The organism is Archangium gephyra, from assembly GCF_042230915.1.
Taxonomy (GTDB): Bacteria; Myxococcota; Myxococcia; order Myxococcales; family Myxococcaceae; genus Archangium; species Archangium gephyra_B.
Genome location: NZ_CP102578.1, coordinates 3,236,669 through 3,253,047, shown reverse-complemented (window position 1 = coordinate 3,253,047; position 16,379 = coordinate 3,236,669). Strand labels below are relative to the sequence as shown.

Sequence of the window (16,379 nt, the reverse complement as noted above, 5' to 3'; positions counted from 1 at the left end):
GGACTTCAGGCACCCACGAGCTGGTCGCGGAGGCCTCGGCAATCAATGGCGCGGATGGCGGACACGGTGCGCGCATCCGGCAGCGGCGTGACGGGCAGCGGCTCCTCCACCTGGAAGGGGAAGCCGGTGCGCTCGTGGATGGCATCGAGCTCCACCCAGGGATGGCGGGCCAGCAGCCGGGCCCCGCCCGCCCCGAGCTCGAAGACGCCCAGGTCGGAGATGAGCTTCACCGGACGGCGCTCGTCGCGCGTCGTCACCACCTGCACCTCGGGCACGAGGTTGCGGCGCGACTGGCGCGGCACCACCAGCACCGGCCGGCGCACCCACTGCCGCAGCGTGGCCGCCCCCGCCACTCCGGGGAACTTGCTCCGCGGCTTCTCCAGGCTGCCCGAGGCCGTCATGTTCGTCCGCCCCAGCGCATCCACCTCGGCGGCCCCGAAGAAGACGGTGTCCACCCTCCCCCGCCGCGCATGGTCGAAGAGGTCCGGAATGGTGACCTCCGCCGAGCGCCCCTCCAGGTAGCCGAGATCCTCGGACGAGGGGTACAGGTACGGCAGGTCCGGGTCCAACGAGCCGACACACGCCAGGTACGTCAGCCCGGGCGCGTGCGTGGCCCGGGCCACCGCGATGGCGAGGATGGCCAGCGGCGAGGCGACTCCGGTGGCCACCACCGCCCCATCGTCGATCTCCTGGGCGAGCAGGGAGACAACCATCTCCGCGGGTGTCACGGCGGCTTCCGCGCTCATGCCGCCCTCCGCGTCTGGAGCAGCGCGCTCAGGAACTCCGCCTCGCGCCCGGCCTCGGCCAGCGAGAGGTAGTCCGCCAGCATCGCGTCGTCATGCGGGTACAGCCCGGTGCACCCCGTCGGCAGCGCTCCCTGCCGGGCCAGCGCGACACGCTCCACCTGGAAGCCGGGGATCGTCACGCGGGGGAGCCTCGACACGCGCTCCTCGGCCGTCGCCAGCACCCGGCGGGCCGCACCGGCCACCAGCAGGTCCGTCGTGGGGTCCTCGATGAACAGGTTGCCCCGCTCGTCCGCCGCCCGCGCGTGGATGAGCGCCACGTCCGGGTAGAAGGCCGGCTCCACCGGCACCCGCTGCCCAGTGAAGGGGTCCACGACCGTCTGGAGCGGCTCGGCCTCCGCCAGCTCGGACACGTCCGCGTCCGGAGCGGGCAGGAAGGGCACGCCCATGGACGCCGCGCGCAGCCGCTGGACGATGCGGTAGCCGTCATGCTCGCGCCACTGCAGCCGCCCCTGCTCGATGGCCCGCTTGAGGCAGGGCATGGGCCGCACCCGGTTCTCCAGGTTCAGCGCCCCGAAGGGCAGCTCCACCCGCGACAGGCAGCCCCCCGCCACCAGGAACTCGGCGGGCAGCGGGTTGGGCAGCGAGATGAGCTTCAAGTCCTTGCGGCCCTGGGCGATCAACTCCAGCACCAGCGCCATGGGCGCGCGGCCCAGCATGAAGCCCCCGGTGGCCAGCCACGCCCCATCGGGGATGGAGGCCACCACCTCGGACAGCGAGCCCCAGCGGCCCGGCCTCATGGCTTCTCCCCCACCGCCGTGGGAGGAACGATCGACAGCACCGGAGCGCCCGCCGCGGGCACGGCCGCCGACGCGGGCGTGACGAGCCCCGCGAAGAGCAGCTCCACCATCTCGTTGGAGACCTGCTCGGCCGACAGCCGCCCGTCGGGCTGGAACCACTTGTAGATCCACAGCACCATGCCGAGGAACGAGAACGCCGCCACGGTGGGCTGCACGGTGCGGATGCGCCCCATGCGCACGGCCTCGGAGAACGAGTCCTCCAGGAACCGCACGTAGCGCTTCTTGCGGCCGTCGATGAAGGCCCGGGCCTCGCCCGTGAGCGTGGCGTGCTCGTGGAGGATGATGATGACCTCCTTGCTGCATCCGCCCGTCACCAGGTGGATGTTCAGCCGCATGCACTCGCGCAGCCGCTCGACGGGATCCGGCATGCCGCGCACCTTCTCGAGCACCTGCTGCTCGAAGGCGTCCATGCCGTAGCCCATGATGTCGAAGAGCAGCTGCTCCTTGTTCTGCACGTGGTGGTAGAGCCCCGCCTTCGTCATCCGGCACGCGGCGGCGATCTCCTGCATCGAGGTGCCCTCGTACCCGCGCTCGCAGATGAGGCGCGCCGCCGTCTCCAGGATGGCCCTGTAGCGCTCGCCGTCGTCCTGCCTTCGCCCCGAGTTCATCGCGTCTTCTCCCGTGCGGTGCGCCGTCTGCGCCCCGGCCGACCTACCGACCGGTCGGACGGCCTACCGACCGGTCGGTAAATGCACCCGAGTGACACGAGGCGTCAAGGCAAAATCACCCCAAGAAGACGGAAGCACCTGAAAACAAGGGGTTGGCGGCCGACTCCTCCCCGAACGGGAGGGACAGGGCTCGCTGCGGCACGCACACGCACATACCCACCTTCCTGGCGCCAGAGGCACGACAGGAGGCGGAAGATGGCCCTCAATCTCAAGAAGCGACTCGCGGTGGCCGGGGCGGTGCTCGGGGCTTCGCTGTTCACGTTGGCGGTGGCCAACGCGCAGTTCGACCCCAGCACGGGTGCGCCCACCTCGCCCGGCATCTCCCCAACGCCCCCGGGGCTCTCTCCGGACCCGGGCGTCTCGCCTTCTCCGGGCGTCTCGCCTTCTCCGACGACTCCGTACCCCTATGACAGCCAGGATGGCGGCGTCGGGGGCTCCGGCATCATGCCGCCGACCTACCCCTCGCCCTTCGACACGGACGCGGGGATCGGCGGCGGTGGGCTCATGCCCCCGCCGATCCTCGGGCCGTTGGACTCGGGGGTGCGTTAGCCGAGACGAACCCCAGCAGGGCCTCGGCCGCACGGGCCGCGCCGCCGCCCTCGCGCACGGCTGACTGGAACTGAGCGACGCGCTCGCGCCAGGCGGGCTCGGTGTCCAGCCGCTCCACCAGCTCGCGCAGCCGCTTCGGGTCCGTGAGGCCCTCGGTGAGCGAGAGCCCCAGGCCGAGTTCGGAGACGCGCTCGGCGGTGAGGCCCTGCTCGGGCATCTGCGGGGCGGCGATGAGGGGCACGCCGTGCCACAGCGCCTCCAGGGTGGAGTTCATGCCGCCGTGGGTGAGGAAGACGCGGGCATGCTTGAGCACCGCGAGCTGCGGCACGGAGGAGCGGACGATGAAGTTGGGGGGCGCGGCGCCGAGCGAGGCCGGCTCCACCCACCTGCCGGTGGACAGCACCACCTGCCAGCGCGAGCCACCAAAGGCCTCGAAGCAGGCGCGGAAGAAGTCCGGCCGCCGGTTGAGCGGCGTCGTCCCGAGCGAGATGAGGAGCGTGGGCTGGCCCTCAAGCCGCTGCACGGGGAAGTCGCCCACGTCCTCCTCGCGGGGCAGGCCGGTAGGCCCGACGAAGAGGAAGCGCGAGTCATAGGAATCCGCGTCCGGCTGGAAGCGCCGGGGCACGGGGATGAGGTTGAGCGCCTCGTTCGCGGAGAACATGTTGGTGGGGAACAGGCGGGGCAGCCCGTAGCGGCGGTGGATGCGCTCGCCACTCCACAGCATCGCCGCGAGGGAGCGAATCATCGCGAGCGAAGGCGGCCCGCGCACCGACTCCGCGATGCGCTTCCCGAGCGGCGATTGCGGACCGACCGCGTAGGAGGTGCTGAAGGTGGCCGAGGGCAGACGCAGCACACCGGCCAGGACCCGGCCCCAGACGCACATCGGATCATAGACGATGCAGTCGGCGGCCTCGGCGCGCACCGGCTCCAGCATGCCGGGGGCGAGGCGCATGCCGTCGGCGAGGAACTGGAACATCACGGGCATCATGTCCTTGAAGGACGCCGGGGCGCCGTCCTTCCTCGCGAGGGATTCGGCGCCCTCCCGCTCCTCCAGGCGGAGCGATGGATCCAACGGCCGGAACGTGGCACCCACGCGCCGCACGGAGGACGCGTACTCGTCGGGCAGGTAGTAGGTCACCTCCGCGCCCCGGGCGATGAGCTCGCGGGCGATGGGCAGCGACGGGGTGACGTGGCCCTGGGCGGGCATGAGGAAGAAGAGGAACTTCATAGGGGCCCCCTCCCAGAGGCCGCGAGGGCACGCAGTGTAGCGGGACTCCGCCCTACCGGAGGGTGACATGGAGGTTGCTTGGTTCCGCACAGCGGCACTCGAAACGCCGTGAGAGGCACCGTGGCGGCGTGCCACCGTTGCGGGCATGGCACGGACCGAGAAAGAGAAGATGCTCGCGGGCGAGTTGTACGTCGCGGCGGACCCGGAGCTGGTGGCCGGGCGCGCCCGCGCTCGCAAGCTGATGCGCGCCTACAACCAGTCCACGGAGGACGAGCTGAAGCTGCGCGAGCGCCTGCTCTCCCAACTCCTGGGCGCGGTGGGCAAGGGAACGTGGATCGAACCGCCGTTCCACTGCGACTACGGCGAGCACATCCGGCTGGGCGCGCGCGTGTACATGAACTTCAACTGCATCATCCTCGACTGCAATCCGGTGACGCTGGGGGATGACGTGTTCCTGGGCCCCGGAGTGCACATCTACGCGGCCACGCACCCGCTGGACCCGGACGAGCGCATCAAGGGCCCCGAGCTGGGGCGCCCCGTCACCATCGGCGCCAAGGTGTGGATTGGCGGCGGCTCCATCATCTGCCCGGGCGTCACCATCGGAGAGGGCTCCACCATCGGCGCGGGCAGCGTGGTGGTGAAGGACATCCCTCCGTACGTCTTCGCCGCGGGGAACCCCTGCCGCGTCATCCGGCCCCTGCGCTGAGCCACCAGAAGTTGGCTCAGTGGGCGCGCGGGCCCGCGGGGGTCTTCTGGAGCGTCCCGGACGCGCGCAGCTCGCGGATGGCGTCCATGATGGAGCGGCACTCGCCATCCGAGTTGTAGAAGTGCGGCGAGATGCGGATGCCTCCGTTGGGCCTCCAGTCCACCACGAAGCCCTGCGCGATGAGGCGTTGGCACGCGTCCTCGCTGCCCTCGAAGTCCAGGCACACCGTGTTGCCCCGCCGGTGGGGCGCGCGAGGCGTGTTCACCTTCAGCCCCTGCTCGTCCGCCAGCGCCATCAACAGGCCCGTCTGCCGCAGCGACTTCTCGCGGATGGCCGCCACGCCCACCTCGCGGATGATCTCGTACCCCGCGCGCGCCGCATGCAGCGCGGGCACCGACGGCGAGCCCCCCATGAAGCGGTGCGCGTCCGCCGCGTACTCCACATCGCCGAAGCGGAAATCGAACGGGTGCGCGTCCGAGAACCACCCCGTCATTCTCGGCTTGAAGTCCGGGATGATGTCCTGGCGCGCGTAGAGGTACGCCGCCCCGGGGCCGCCGCACAGCCACTTCACGCTGCCGCCCACCAGGAAGTCCACGCCGAGCGCCCGCACGTCGATGGGCACCGCGCCCGTGGCCTGGTAGCAGTCGAGGATGACCAGCGCGCCGTGCCGGTGCGCCTTCTCGATGACCGGCTTCACGTCCACCAGCCCCGAGGAGCGGAAGAGCACCAGGTCCAGTGACACCACCAGCGTCTCGTCATCGATGGCGGCGAGCAGATCCTCCGTCTCGATGTTGAGCCCCCCATCGCGGCTCTTCACCGCCTCGATGCGGGCGCCGTTCCTGCGCTGGGCCATCCAGTTGTAGACGACCGAGGGGAAGTTCAGCTCGGTGAGCACCACCTTGTTGCGCCGGCCCGAGAAGGACAGCCCCGAGATGAGCACGGAGATGAGCGTGCTCACGTTCTGGTGCATCGTCATGGTGCCCGGGGGCGCGTTGATGATGGAACCGAGCAGATCCGCCGTCTGCGCCACCATGGGCAGCCACGAGTGCCACGCCACCACGCCCTCGGTGTCCCAGAGGTCCGCGTAGTCGTTGAGGTACTGGCGCACCTTGCGAGGCATCGCGCCCAGCGAGTTGTTGATGAGGTAGCCGGCCTTGCGCTCGAGGATGGGGAACTCCGAGCGCCACTTCAGCAACGAATCGGTCTGGGCGGGAGGCATGCCACTGCCCAACACGCCCCACGCCCGGGGTCCTTTCCGCGAGGACCCCGGGTTGCCCCGCCGCGCAGGACTACCGGCCCGACGGGCGGGCGGCCTTGCGGCGCGATTTCGTCGCGGACTTTTTCGCGGGTGCGGCCTCGCGGTCCCACGTGCCGGAGCGGCCGCCGGACTTGTGGTCCAGCTGCACCTGCTCCATCACCATGCCCCGGTCCACGCTCTTGCACATGTCGTAGACCGTGAGGGCCGAGGCGCATGCCGCCGTGAGCGCCTCCATCTCCACGCCCGTGCGGTCCACCGTGCGCACCGTCACGCGGATCTCCAGCGCGTCCTTCTGGGGCTCCAGCTGCACCTCCACCCCGGAGAGCGCGATGGGGTGGCACAGGGGAACGATGTCCGGGGTCCGCTTGGCCGCCATCACACCCGCCAAGCGGGCGGCGGCCAGGACGTCCCCCTTCTCCACCTTCCCCTGCAGAATCCGCTCGAGCGTCGCGGGAAGCATGCGCAGCCGGGCGGTGGCCACCGCCACGCGCTCGGTCTTCTCCTTCCCTCCCACGTCCACCATCTTCACCGTTTCATCGCCTCCGACACCGCGGCGAGCAGATCGTCCGCGATGTCATCCGGGTCTTCCAGGCCCACCGAGACGCGGATGAGGCTCTCGCCGATGCCGGCCGCCTGCCGCTCCTCGGGCGTCATCCGCCGCGCGCTCGCGCTCGCCGCGTGCATCACCAGCGTGCACACGTCCCCGAGCGACGGCGCGGCCCTCGCCAGCTTCACCGCCTCCAGGAAGCGGAAGCAGTCCGGCCGGCCCGCGCCCTTGATGTCGAAAGCCACCATGCCGCCGAAGCCGCCCTCCAGCACCTGCTTCGCCACCGCGTGGTCCGGGTGGTTGGGCAGGCCCGGGTAGTGGACGCGCTCGACGAGCGGGGACTCGGAGAGCCGCTTCGCCACGTGGGCCGCGTGCTCGCAGTGGGCCTTCATGCGGATGGGCAGCGTGCGCACCCCGCGCAGGGTGAGCCACGCCTCGAAGGGCCCCAGCACCTCACCGCCCAGCAGGCGCGCGGCCCGCAGCGGCGCCAGCTTCTCCCGGGTGCCGCTCACCGAGCCGCCCAGCGCATCACTGTGCCCGTTGAGCCACTTCGTCGTGGACTGGATGGCGTAGTCCGCTCCGAGCTCGCACGCCCGCTGCCCGTACGGCGAGGGGAACGTCGCATCCACCGCCAACGCCGCGCCCACCTCGTGGCTCGCCCGCGCCAGCGCCCGGATGTCCGGCACGCGCAGCAGCGGGTTGGTGACGCTCTCGGCCAGCACCAGCTTGGGACGCAGCGCGACGATGCGCTCGGCCACCGACGCGTCCGTGAGCATGAGCGCCTCGATGCGCACCCCGGCCCGCGCCGCCAGGTTCTTGTAGAGCGACCGGGTGACGCCGTAGCCGTCCGACGACATCACCACCACGTCGCCGGCCTTCAGGTTCTGCGCCTCGAAGACGGCCTTGAGGGCGGCCATGCCGCTCGCGTAGGCCACGCAGGCCTCCGCGCCCTCCAGCGCCGCCACCGCCTCCTCCAGCAGCGCCGCGTTGGGGGCGGCGATGCGCGAGTAGACGTAGTCCTTGCCGTCCAGCGCCTCGTCCAGCTCGTCGCTGTTGTCGAAGTAGCTCACCGCCGACACGTGGATCGGCGGCACCACCGGCTGGGACTTGCTGCCCGTCAGCTGCGAGCCCGCGTGCACCGCCACCGTCTTCCGCTTCGTGCTCATGGATGTCTCCCGGGTGCCCGCCGCGCCTACTCGCCGTGCTCGATGAGCCAGCGCTCGGCGTCGATGGCCGCCATGCAGCCCGTGCCCGCCGCGGTGATGGCCTGCCGGTAGTAGCTGTCCTGCACGTCGCCGCAGGCGAACACGCCCTCGATGTTGGTGCGCGTGCTGCCCGGCACCGTCTTCAGGTAGCCGGAATGGTGCGTCTCCAGCACTCCCTGGAAGAGGCCCGTGTTGGGCGTGTGGCCAATCGCCACGAACAGGCCCGTGGCCGTCACCAGCTTGGTGTCGTTCGTCTTCAGGTTGCGCACCACCGCGCCCGTCATTCCCTTGGCGTCGCCCATCACCTCGTCGATGGCGCTGTCCCACAGGAAGGAGATCTTCGGGTTGTTCAGCGCCCGGTCCTGCATCACCTTCGAGGCGCGCAGGGAGTCACGCCGGTGCACCACCGTGACGCTCTTGACGATCTTCGCCAGGTAGGTGGCCTCCTCCATCGCCGTGTCGCCGCCGCCCACCACCAGCACGTCCTGGTTCTTGAAGAAGGCGCCGTCACAGGTGGCGCACGCGGACACGCCCCGGTTCTTGAAGGTGTCCTCGCCCTTCACGCCCAGCCACTTCGCGGTCGCACCCGTGGCGATGATGACCGTCTCCGAGTAGCAGCTCTGGCTCTCGCCCTCGATGAAGAAGGGGCGCTTGGAGAAGTCCACCTTCACCACGTTCTCCATGTGGATGACGGTGCCGAAGCGCTCGGCCTGCTTCTGGAAGCGCTCCATCATCTCCGGACCCGTAATGCCCTCGGGGAATCCGGGGTAGTTCTCCACGTCGGTGGTGACCATGAGCTGGCCGCCCGGCACGCGCTGGGGGTCATCCATCGTGGGGCCGCCCGCGAACATGACGGGCTGCAGGTTGGCACGCGCGGCGTAGATGGCCGCGGTGTAGCCCGCGGGCCCCGAGCCGATGATGGTCACCTTGTTGATCTTCTCCGCCACGGGTCGTCGCTCCTGTGTTTCCGTGAAATGGGGGGCCACCGTACCAGAGCCCCCACGGGTCGTGGTACGAACCAGCGCCACAATGGATGCCTCGATCCTCCAGAAGGTTGCGCTCTTCGAGGGCCTCACCCAGAGTCAGCTGCTCCGGGTGGCGGCAATCGCCCGTCCCCGGGGCCATGAAGCAGGCGCCTGCCTGTTCCGCGAGGGGGAGACCGGCCGGGACATGTACATCATCCTGGAGGGCAAGGTCCGCATCTCCCAGCAGGTGCCCGGCATGGGCGAGGAGGCGCTCGCCATCCTGGAAAAGGGCCAGTATTTCGGGGAGATGTCCGTCATCGAGGACATCCCCCGCTCGGCCGACGCCTATGCGCACACCTCGTGCACCCTCTGGGTCATCGAACGTGAGCAGTTGGACCACCTCATGTTCACGGACAAGGACCTGGCCTACGTGCTGCTCTGGAGCTTCGTCCGCACACTCTCGGTGCGGCTGCGCGAGACGAACGAGAAGATGAAGACGTTCCTGGCGCTGTCGCGCTTCTGACGCGCCGTCCCACCCCGGCGGGCCTCCACCCGTCCGGCGGCCTGGGCTCCCACCGGGGTGACGGGCGGCGAAGGGGAGCCCCACTCCCGGTGAGCCCCGGCTACACTGGGCCCGGGCGGTCCCCCACGCCCCCGAGCCCCCCTCATGATTCCACCCCCCTTTCCGCCCGATGAGCCGAGGCGCCTCCAGGCCCTGCGGCGCCTGGGCCTGCTGGACACGCCGGCCGAGGAGCGCTTCGACCGCATCGTCCGGATGGCCGCGCGGACGTTCCGCGTCCCCATCACCCTCGTGTCCCTGGTGGATGGCTCGCGGCAGTGGTTCAAGGCCCGGGTCGGCCTGGACGCGGCCTCCACGGCGCGCAGCATCTCCTTCTGCGGCCACGCCATCCTCACCCCGGACACCTTCGTGGTGCGCGACGCGCTCGAGGACCAGCGCTTCGCCGACAACCCGCTCGTCACCGGCGAGCCCCACGTGCGCTTCTACGCGGGCCAGCCCCTGCACGCCTCGGACGGCAGCCCCGTGGGGACGCTCTGCCTGCTGGACCGCCGGGCCCGCGACTTCACCCCCGAGGAGCGCCAGCAACTGGAGGACCTGGCCTCGTGGGTGGAGCTGGAGCTCAACGCCCTCACCGTCCAGGAGGCACGCACCGCGCTGGCGCAGCAGGAGCGCTTCTTCGAGCTGTCGGTGGACATGCTCTGCATCGCCGGGCTGGAGGGCACCTTCCGGCAGCTGAGCCAGGCCTGGACGCGGACGCTCGGCTACTCCGAGCAGACGCTGCGCGCCACGCCGCTGCTGGAGCTGGTGCACGAGGAGGACCGGGCCTCCACCGCCGAGTGGCTGGCACGGGGCGCCCGGGGCGAGCCCCTCCCCTACTTCGAGCACCGCTGCCGCGGCCAGGACGGCGCCTGGCACTGGCTGCAGTGGAACGCCACCGTCAACCCGGTGGAGGGCATCCTCTATGGCGTGGCGCGCGACGTCACCGAGCAGAAGCGCCTGGAGGCCGAGCGCCGCCACGTGGAGCGGATGAAGAGCGAGTTCGTCTCCACCGTCAGCCACGAGCTGCGCACGCCCCTCACCTCCATCCGCGGCTCCCTCGGCCTGCTGGAGGGCGGCATCCTCGGCGAGCTGCCCTCCCAGGCCCAGGACATGGTGCGCATCGCCCGCACCAACACCGAGCGCCTCATCCGCCTCATCAACGACATCCTCGACTTGGAGAAGATGGAGTCGGGCAAGCTGGACTTCCAGCTGGAGCCGCTGGAGCTGGGCACGCTGCTCACCCAGGCCATCGAGGCGCACCACGGCTACGCGGAGGGGTGTGGCGCCACCCTGGCGCTGGCGGTGGAGGCGTCCGGGGCGCGCGCGGTGGTGGACGCGGACCGCTTCCTCCAGGTGCTGGCCAACCTGCTGTCCAACGCGCTCAAGTTCTCCCCGCGCGGCGAGCGCGTGACGCTGCGGCTGGAGCGCGTGGGCCCGCGGCTGCGAGTGAGCGTGGAGGACAAGGGGCCGGGTATCCCCGAGTCCTTCCGCGCGCGCATCTTCGAGAAGTTCGCCCAGGCGGACGGCTCCGACACCCGGCGCAAGGGGGGCACCGGGCTGGGGCTCTCCATCGCCCGGGCACTGGTGGAGCGCATGGGGGGCACGCTGGACTTCGTCTCCGGCGAGGGCACCGGCACCACCTTCCGGGTGGAGCTGCCCGAGTGGCACGCGGAAACGGGCACCCTCGCCGCGTCCATGCCGCAGGAAGAGGCGCCGGCCGTGGGGCCCGTGCCCGGAGCCGTGCGCCCCCGCGTGCTGCACGTGGAGGCGGACGCGGACAACCGCCGCGTGGTGGCGGACGTGCTGCGGGACGTGGCGGACGTCGTCTCCGCGAGCACCCCGCCGGAGGCCGAGTCCGCGCTGCGCTCCGGGCCCTTCCCGCTCGTCATCGCCGAGCCCGTCCTCTCCGAGGGCGGACTGCTGCCGCTGGGCCCGCTGCTCGCCGCCGCGCCGGTGGTCATCTTCTCCGTGCGCGAGGTGGCGCCGGAGCTGGCCCCCCTCGTCTCCGCCGTGCTGGTGAAGTCCCGCGCCTCCAACGAGGAGCTGCGCTCGGCCGTCCTCCGCCTCCTGCATGCCGCCCCGGGCGGCCCCCACTCCCCGCCTCCCCGAGGTTCCCCATGACGATTCGCAAGGTGCTGCTCGTCGACGACGAGGACGACATCCGGACCATCGGCCAGCTGAGCCTCAGCCGCGTGGGCGGCTGGCAGACGGTGCTCGCCGCCTCGGGCGCCGAGGCCATCACCAAGGCCGCCGCCGAGCAGCCGGACCTCATCCTCCTGGACGTGATGATGCCGGGCATGGACGGGCCCACCACCCTGGGCCAGCTGCGCGCCCAGGCCTCCACCGCGAAGACGCCCGTCATCTTCATGACGGCGAAAATCCAGAAGCAGGAGGTGGCGCGCTACCTGGAGCTGGGCGCCGTGGGGGTCATCGGCAAGCCGTTCGATCCCATGACCCTGCCCACGGAAATCAAGAAGCTGCTGCCGCCCGCCTGAGGTCCCCCCGTGAAGACCCGTCTGTCCAAACGCTCCATCGTGCTCGCCGCGGGGGCGCTCGCGCTCCTGTGCGTGCTCTTCGCCCTGGGCCGGCCCATGCCGGCCGGTGAGCATGACGGCTACCGTACCCGGCTGCGCCAGCTGCGCGTCCTGAGCGCCGAGCTGGAGCAGGACGTCCTGCGCGCCCACGTGGGCCTGCCCCAGTTGCATGGGGCGCCGAGGGAGGAGCTCGCCGGGTTGCGCACCCGGGCGGAGGAGCTGCGCGCCGTCCCGTCCTTCCTGACGGAGCCGGAGCGGCGGACGCTGGGCACCGTGCTGGACGGCTACCTGCGCGCCCTCGCGGACGAGGAGGCCCTGCTGGTGCGCCTCCAGGCCCAGCGGGGCGACGAGGCCGAGGTCACGCTCCGGCAGCTGCTGGACAGCCCCGCCAGCCCCGAGGCCGAGCGGCTCATCACCACCTATCTCCAGCTCTACGAAGGGGCCCTGGCGCGCGCCGAGCGCTTCCGCATCATCCTCTTCGCCTTCTCGCTGCTGCTCGTCGCCTTCGTCCTGGGGGTGCTGCTGCGGCTGGCGCGCACGGGGGCGGCACTCGACGCGCTCAACGCCCAGCTGGAGGCGCGTGTGGAGGAGCGCACCACGGCCCTCTCCACCGCCAACGCGGAGCTGCGCGAGAGCGAGGCCCGCAAGGCGGCCATCCTGGAGAGCGCCCTCGACGGCATCATCTCCCTGGACGAGGCGGGCCGCATCCAGGAGTTCAACCCCTCGGCCGAGTCCATCTTCCGGCTGCCGCGGGCCCAGGCGCTGGGCCGGGACTTCCTGGCCCTGGCCCTGGCCGCCACCGTGAAGTCCGAGCAGCGCGCCACGGTAACCCGCGCGCTCCGGCCCGACGCCGCCCCCGGCCGCGCCACCCGCCTGGAGCTGCAGGGGCTGCGCGCCGACGGCAACACCTTCCCCGCCGAGCTCACCCTCTTCCGGGTGCGCAGCGACGGCCCCCCGCGCTTCACCACCTACGTGCGCGACATCACCGAGCGCCGCGAGGTGGAGCGGATGAAGAACGAGTTCGTCTCCACCGTCAGCCACGAGCTGCGCACGCCCCTCACCTCCATCCGCGGCTCCTTGGGCCTGCTGGAGGGCGGCATCCTCGGCGAGCTTCCCTCCCAGGCCCAGGACATGGTGCGCATCGCCCGCACCAACACCGAGCGCCTCATCCGCCTCATCAACGACATCCTCGACCTGGAGAAGATCGAGTCCGGCAAGCTGGAGCTGAAGCTCCAGTCAGTGGAGACGGACGAGGTCATCGAGGCCACCTTCAGCGGGGTGCGGGGCATGGCGGACGCGGCGCGGGTGCGCCTGCACGCCGAGGCGGTGGGCGCGGGCCCGGTGCGCGCGGACCGGGACCGGCTCATCCAGGTGCTCACCAACCTCGTCTCCAACGCCATCAAGTTCTCCCCGCCGGACAGCCAGGTGGAGGTGCGGGCCGCCCGGGACGCGCGCGGCCAGGTGCGCTTCTCCGTGGTGGACCAGGGGCCGGGCATCCCCCTGGACCAGCGCGCGCGGCTCTTCGGCAAGTTCCAGCAACTGGACGGCTCGGACACGCGCAACAAGGGCGGCACCGGCCTGGGCCTGGCCATCTCCCAGGCCATCGTCGAGCAGCACGGCGGCCGCATCGAGGTGCACAGCGAGCCGGGCCAGGGCGCCACCTTCACCTTCTCCCTGGTGGCACTGCGCGTGGGCTCGGGCGCCAACTCCGTGGTGATGGACGAGTCGCGCTACACCGTGCTCGCGGTGACGAAGGACTCGGAGCTGTCCGGCCTGCTGCGCGGATTGCTCACCCACGAGGGCTACCGCGTGCTGCGCTGCCCCTCGCCGGAAGAGGCGGAGAAGCTCATCGAGGTGGGCGCGCCGGACATGCTGGTGCTGGACGCGCAGTGCCTGGAGGGCAGCGGGCTGGAGCTGGTGCGCAAGCTGCGCGAGGACCCGCGCACCCGCGAGCTGCCGGTGCTGATGCTGGCGGGGCGCTCGCCGCAACAGGATGAGGACGTCGTCCAGCCGCTGCTGGTGGACTGGATGGAGAAGCCCTTCGACGAGACGCGCTTCCTGCTGGCGCTGCGCCATGCCATCCGCCGGCCGGGCCAGGCGCGGGTGCTCATCGTGGACGACGACGTGAGCACGCGCCAGGTGCTGCGCGCCCAGCTGGAGCGGCTGGGGGTGGCCTGCTACGAGGCCGAGGACGGCGAGGGCGCGGTGGCCCTGGCGCGCACCACGCCGCCGGACCTCATCGTCCTGGACGTGGGCCTGCCCCGGCTGGATGGCTTCGAGGTGGTGGACATCCTCCGCCAGGGCAAGGGCCGCGGCACGCCGCTCATCGTCTTCACCGGGCGCGAGCTGTCGTCGGTGGACCAGAACCAGCTCACGCTCGGCATCACCCGCCACCTCACCAAGGCGCGCACCTCCGAGGACGAGCTGCTCGCCTCCGTGAAGGAGCTGCTCAACGGGCTGCTGGCCCACCGGGACGGCGGCGCGCAGCCGCGCAAGGAGGCATCATGAGCCGGGGAACCCTCCTCTTCCTCGAGGATGATCAGGACTTGCAGTCGCTCGTCTCCGCCTACCTGCGCGAGCGGGGCTACGAGGTGGAGCCGGCGCGCACGGTGAAGGAGGCGCGCACGGTGCTGTCCTGCATCCGGGTGGATGCCGCCATCGTGGACGGCCTGCTGCCGGGGATGATGGGGACGGACTTCATCCAGGAGCTGCGCCAGCAGCACCCCACGCTGCCCATCCTCTTCGCCTCCGCCTTCTGGAAGGACCTCAAGAGCCACGATCACCTCACGCGGCAGCTCAAGGTGTCGCGCGTGCTGCACAAGCCCTACACGCCGCAGGAGCTGCTCCTCTGGGTGGAGCAGATGCTCGCGGTGCGGCCCCCTCCCCCGCCACCCGCGGCGCTCGCCGAGGGCCAGGGCTCCGCCGACGACCTGGACGCCACCTTCAAGGCGCTGTGCGCCGAGTACGGGGCGCGTCTGGAGGACAAGCTGCGGGAGCTGACGGGAGCGCTGGAGCGGGCCCGGGCCGGGAGCGCCGAGGGGATGGACGCGGCCTTCCAGCTCGCCCACAAGCTGCACGGGACGGCGGGCTCCTACGGCTTCCACGCGGTGAGCGGGGCGGCGCGGCAGCTGGAGGTGCTGCTGAAGCCGGCCCGGGACGGCAAGGGAGCCCTGGACTGGAGGGCCCTGGAGGCGGCGCTGCAGGAGCTGGCGAAGGCGGCCCGGAGCACCTCACCGGCCCCCGCTCCGGCCTGGAGCCCAGCCCCCCAGGCGGCGAAGGGCTCGGCCGTCGAGGTGGAGCCCCGGGGCACGCTGCTGGTGGTGGACGAGGACGCGGCGTGGCTGGCCGAGGTGGAGCGGATGGGGAAGGACCGGCTGCTGCGGGTGGTGCCGGCCCGCGGCGCGGACGAGGCGGTGAAGCTGGCGAGGCAGCACCGGCTGGACGGGGCGCTGGTGCACGTGGACCTGGGCGGCGAGGAGGGAGGCTTCGCCGTGGCGGAGCGGCTGCGCGCCGTGGAGGAGCTGCGGACGCTGCCCCTGGCCTTCTTCGGCACCGGGGGGGATGTCACCTACCGCATGGCGGCGATCCACGCCGGCGCGTCGCTCTACCTGCCCCGGCCCTTCTCGGCGTTGGACCTGGCGGAGGCGGTGGAGCGGATGGTGGCCGTGCGGCGCCCGGAGCGCTCGCGGGTGCTGGTGCTGGACGATGACCCGGAAGCGGTGCGCACGCTCAGCGCCGCGCTGACCAGCCCGCAGGTGGAGGTGGTGGGACTGGGAGACCCCTACCGCCTGGTGGACGCGCTGGCCGAGCACCGGCCGGACCTGCTGCTGCTGGACGTGGAGATGCCGGGGCCGAGCGGCTTCGACCTGTGCCGCATTGTGCGCTCCATGCCCGAGTGGCAGGCGCTGCCCGTGCTCTTCATCACCGCGCACACGGGGGTGGACTTCCGGGTGGCGGCCTTCCAGGCGGGCGCGGACGACTACCTGGCCAAGCCGGTGATGCGCGAGGAGCTGAGGGCCCGCGTGCAGTCCCGGCTGGAGCGGGCGCGGCTGGCGCGCGAGCGCTCCGAGCGGGATGCCCTCACCGGCCTGCTGCTGCGCCGCCCCTTCCTGGAGGGCCTGCGCGCGCGGCTGGCCGAGGCGCAGCGGACGGGCAGGACGCTGGCGCTCGGCTTCCTGGACGTGGACCGCTTCAAGAAGGTGAACGACACGCACGGCCACCTGGCGGGAGACCGGGTGCTGATGCAGATGGGCCGGCTGCTGGCCTCACGCTTCCGCGGGGAGGACCTGCAGTGCCGCTGGGGAGGCGAGGAGTTCGTGGTGGCCCTCGTGGGGGCCTCGGCGGAGGGGGCGCGGGACATCCTCGCGCGCATGGCGGCGGAGCTGGCGCAGGCCGACTTCGAGGGCGACACGGGCGAGCGCTTCCGCGTCACCTTCAGCGCGGGGCTCGCGGTGGCGCCCCAGGACGGCACCGGCGTGGAGGCGCTGCTGCGCGCGGCGGACGAGCGGCTGTACCGGGCCAAGGCCCAGGGCGGCAACCGCATCGAGCGCTGAGCCG

The 16,379-nt window shown here is 71.6% G+C and carries 15 protein-coding genes; 7 read left to right on the top strand and 8 right to left on the bottom strand.

All coding sequences use genetic code 11. From position 1 onward, the window contains the following. Positions 1–5: 5 nt before the first annotated feature. Genes NR798_RS13070 through NR798_RS13060 form a run of 3 tightly spaced genes read right to left on the bottom strand, consistent with a single transcriptional unit; the run spans position 6 to position 2,211 of the window. Positions 6–746 (bottom strand): CoA-transferase subunit beta, encoded by a 741-nt coding sequence (locus tag NR798_RS13070; RefSeq protein WP_375771790.1) that lies wholly within the window; start codon positions 744–746, stop codon positions 6–8. After that, a complete protein-coding gene (locus NR798_RS13065) occupies positions 743–1,543 on the bottom strand; it encodes a CoA transferase subunit A (protein WP_375771789.1) in 801 nt (266 codons plus the stop codon). The genes NR798_RS13070 and NR798_RS13065 overlap by 4 nt, the downstream gene beginning before the upstream one ends. After that, positions 1,540–2,211, bottom strand: a complete 672-nt coding sequence (locus tag NR798_RS13060; protein WP_375771788.1) for a TetR/AcrR family transcriptional regulator — start codon at positions 2,209–2,211, stop codon at positions 1,540–1,542. Before NR798_RS13060 ends, NR798_RS13065 begins: the two co-directional genes overlap by 4 nt. A gap of 255 nt (positions 2,212–2,466) precedes the next feature. On the opposite strand from NR798_RS13060, the gene NR798_RS13055 reads away from it, so the two are divergent. After that, the gene (locus NR798_RS13055; RefSeq protein ID WP_375771787.1) at positions 2,467–2,820 is read left to right on the top strand and encodes a hypothetical protein; all 354 of its coding nucleotides are present in this window, start codon (positions 2,467–2,469) and stop codon (positions 2,818–2,820) included. Here NR798_RS13055 and NR798_RS13050 read toward each other — a convergent pair. Next, a complete protein-coding gene (locus NR798_RS13050; protein ID WP_375771786.1) occupies positions 2,774–4,048 on the bottom strand; it encodes a macrolide family glycosyltransferase in 1,275 nt (424 codons plus the stop codon). The genes NR798_RS13055 and NR798_RS13050 overlap by 47 nt on opposite strands. A 145-nt stretch (positions 4,049–4,193) precedes the next feature. Between NR798_RS13050 and NR798_RS13045 the strand changes: the two genes are divergently transcribed. After that, positions 4,194–4,754, top strand: a complete 561-nt coding sequence (locus NR798_RS13045; protein WP_375771785.1) for a sugar O-acetyltransferase — start codon at positions 4,194–4,196, stop codon at positions 4,752–4,754. Between the two features lie 16 nt (positions 4,755–4,770). Here NR798_RS13045 and NR798_RS13040 read toward each other — a convergent pair whose 3' ends face one another. From NR798_RS13040 to trxB, 4 genes are all read right to left on the bottom strand, one after another. Continuing rightward, positions 4,771–5,973, bottom strand: a complete 1,203-nt coding sequence (locus NR798_RS13040; RefSeq protein ID WP_375771784.1) for an aminotransferase class V-fold PLP-dependent enzyme — start codon at positions 5,971–5,973, stop codon at positions 4,771–4,773. A 70-nt stretch (positions 5,974–6,043) separates the two neighbouring features. Next, the gene (moaC, locus tag NR798_RS13035; RefSeq protein ID WP_375771783.1) at positions 6,044–6,541 is read right to left on the bottom strand and encodes a cyclic pyranopterin monophosphate synthase MoaC; all 498 of its coding nucleotides are present in this window, start codon (positions 6,539–6,541) and stop codon (positions 6,044–6,046) included. Then, on the bottom strand, positions 6,538–7,725 hold the full coding sequence (locus NR798_RS13030; protein ID WP_375771782.1) for a trans-sulfuration enzyme family protein: 1,188 nt from the start codon (positions 7,723–7,725) through the stop codon (positions 6,538–6,540). Before NR798_RS13030 ends, moaC begins: the two co-directional genes overlap by 4 nt. A 26-nt stretch (positions 7,726–7,751) precedes the next feature. Continuing rightward, the gene (gene trxB, locus NR798_RS13025) at positions 7,752–8,711 is read right to left on the bottom strand and encodes a thioredoxin-disulfide reductase (RefSeq protein WP_375771781.1); all 960 of its coding nucleotides are present in this window, start codon (positions 8,709–8,711) and stop codon (positions 7,752–7,754) included. Between the two features lie 82 nt (positions 8,712–8,793). Here trxB and NR798_RS13020 point away from each other — a divergent pair, with 82 nt between their 5' ends. The 5 genes from NR798_RS13020 (at position 8,794) to NR798_RS13000 (ending at position 16,375) form a co-directional block, all read left to right on the top strand. Beyond that, on the top strand, positions 8,794–9,252 hold the full coding sequence (locus tag NR798_RS13020) for a cyclic nucleotide-binding domain-containing protein (RefSeq protein WP_375771780.1): 459 nt from the start codon (positions 8,794–8,796) through the stop codon (positions 9,250–9,252). Positions 9,253–9,396: 144 nt separating this feature from the next. Next, positions 9,397–11,409: an ATP-binding protein gene (locus tag NR798_RS13015; RefSeq protein ID WP_375771779.1), complete on the top strand. Its 2,013-nt coding sequence runs from the start codon at positions 9,397–9,399 to the stop codon at positions 11,407–11,409. Next, positions 11,406–11,783, top strand: a complete 378-nt coding sequence (locus NR798_RS13010; RefSeq protein ID WP_375771778.1) for a response regulator — start codon at positions 11,406–11,408, stop codon at positions 11,781–11,783. Before NR798_RS13015 ends, NR798_RS13010 begins: the two co-directional genes overlap by 4 nt. A 9-nt stretch (positions 11,784–11,792) precedes the next feature. Further along, positions 11,793–14,330, top strand: coding sequence for an ATP-binding protein (locus NR798_RS13005; protein WP_375771777.1), 2,538 nt, complete (start codon positions 11,793–11,795; stop codon positions 14,328–14,330). Continuing rightward, entirely contained in the window at positions 14,327–16,375 is a 2,049-nt protein-coding gene (locus NR798_RS13000; protein WP_375771776.1) for a response regulator, read from the top strand. The genes NR798_RS13005 and NR798_RS13000 overlap by 4 nt, the downstream gene beginning before the upstream one ends. The last annotated feature ends 4 nt before the right edge of the window (positions 16,376–16,379 follow it).

Bases quoted from the DNA above. Each gene is read 5' to 3' on its own strand.
- NR798_RS13070 (WP_375771790.1), bottom strand. From the start codon at position 746: ATGAGCGCGGAAGCCGCCGTGACACCCGCGGAGATGGTTGTCTCCCTG.
- NR798_RS13065 (WP_375771789.1), bottom strand. From the start codon at position 1,543: ATGAGGCCGGGCCGCTGGGGCTCGCTGTCCGAGGTGGTGGCCTCCATC.
- NR798_RS13060 (WP_375771788.1), bottom strand. From the start codon at position 2,211: ATGAACTCGGGGCGAAGGCAGGACGACGGCGAGCGCTACAGGGCCATC.
- NR798_RS13055 (WP_375771787.1), top strand. From the start codon at position 2,467: ATGGCCCTCAATCTCAAGAAGCGACTCGCGGTGGCCGGGGCGGTGCTC.
- NR798_RS13050 (WP_375771786.1), bottom strand. From the start codon at position 4,048: ATGAAGTTCCTCTTCTTCCTCATGCCCGCCCAGGGCCACGTCACCCCG.
- NR798_RS13045 (WP_375771785.1), top strand. From the start codon at position 4,194: ATGGCACGGACCGAGAAAGAGAAGATGCTCGCGGGCGAGTTGTACGTC.
- NR798_RS13040 (WP_375771784.1), bottom strand. From the start codon at position 5,973: ATGCCTCCCGCCCAGACCGATTCGTTGCTGAAGTGGCGCTCGGAGTTC.
- NR798_RS13030 (WP_375771782.1), bottom strand. From the start codon at position 7,725: ATGAGCACGAAGCGGAAGACGGTGGCGGTGCACGCGGGCTCGCAGCTG.
- NR798_RS13020 (WP_375771780.1), top strand. From the start codon at position 8,794: ATGGATGCCTCGATCCTCCAGAAGGTTGCGCTCTTCGAGGGCCTCACC.
- NR798_RS13015 (WP_375771779.1), top strand. From the start codon at position 9,397: ATGATTCCACCCCCCTTTCCGCCCGATGAGCCGAGGCGCCTCCAGGCC.
- NR798_RS13010 (WP_375771778.1), top strand. From the start codon at position 11,406: ATGACGATTCGCAAGGTGCTGCTCGTCGACGACGAGGACGACATCCGG.
- NR798_RS13000 (WP_375771776.1), top strand. From the start codon at position 14,327: ATGAGCCGGGGAACCCTCCTCTTCCTCGAGGATGATCAGGACTTGCAG.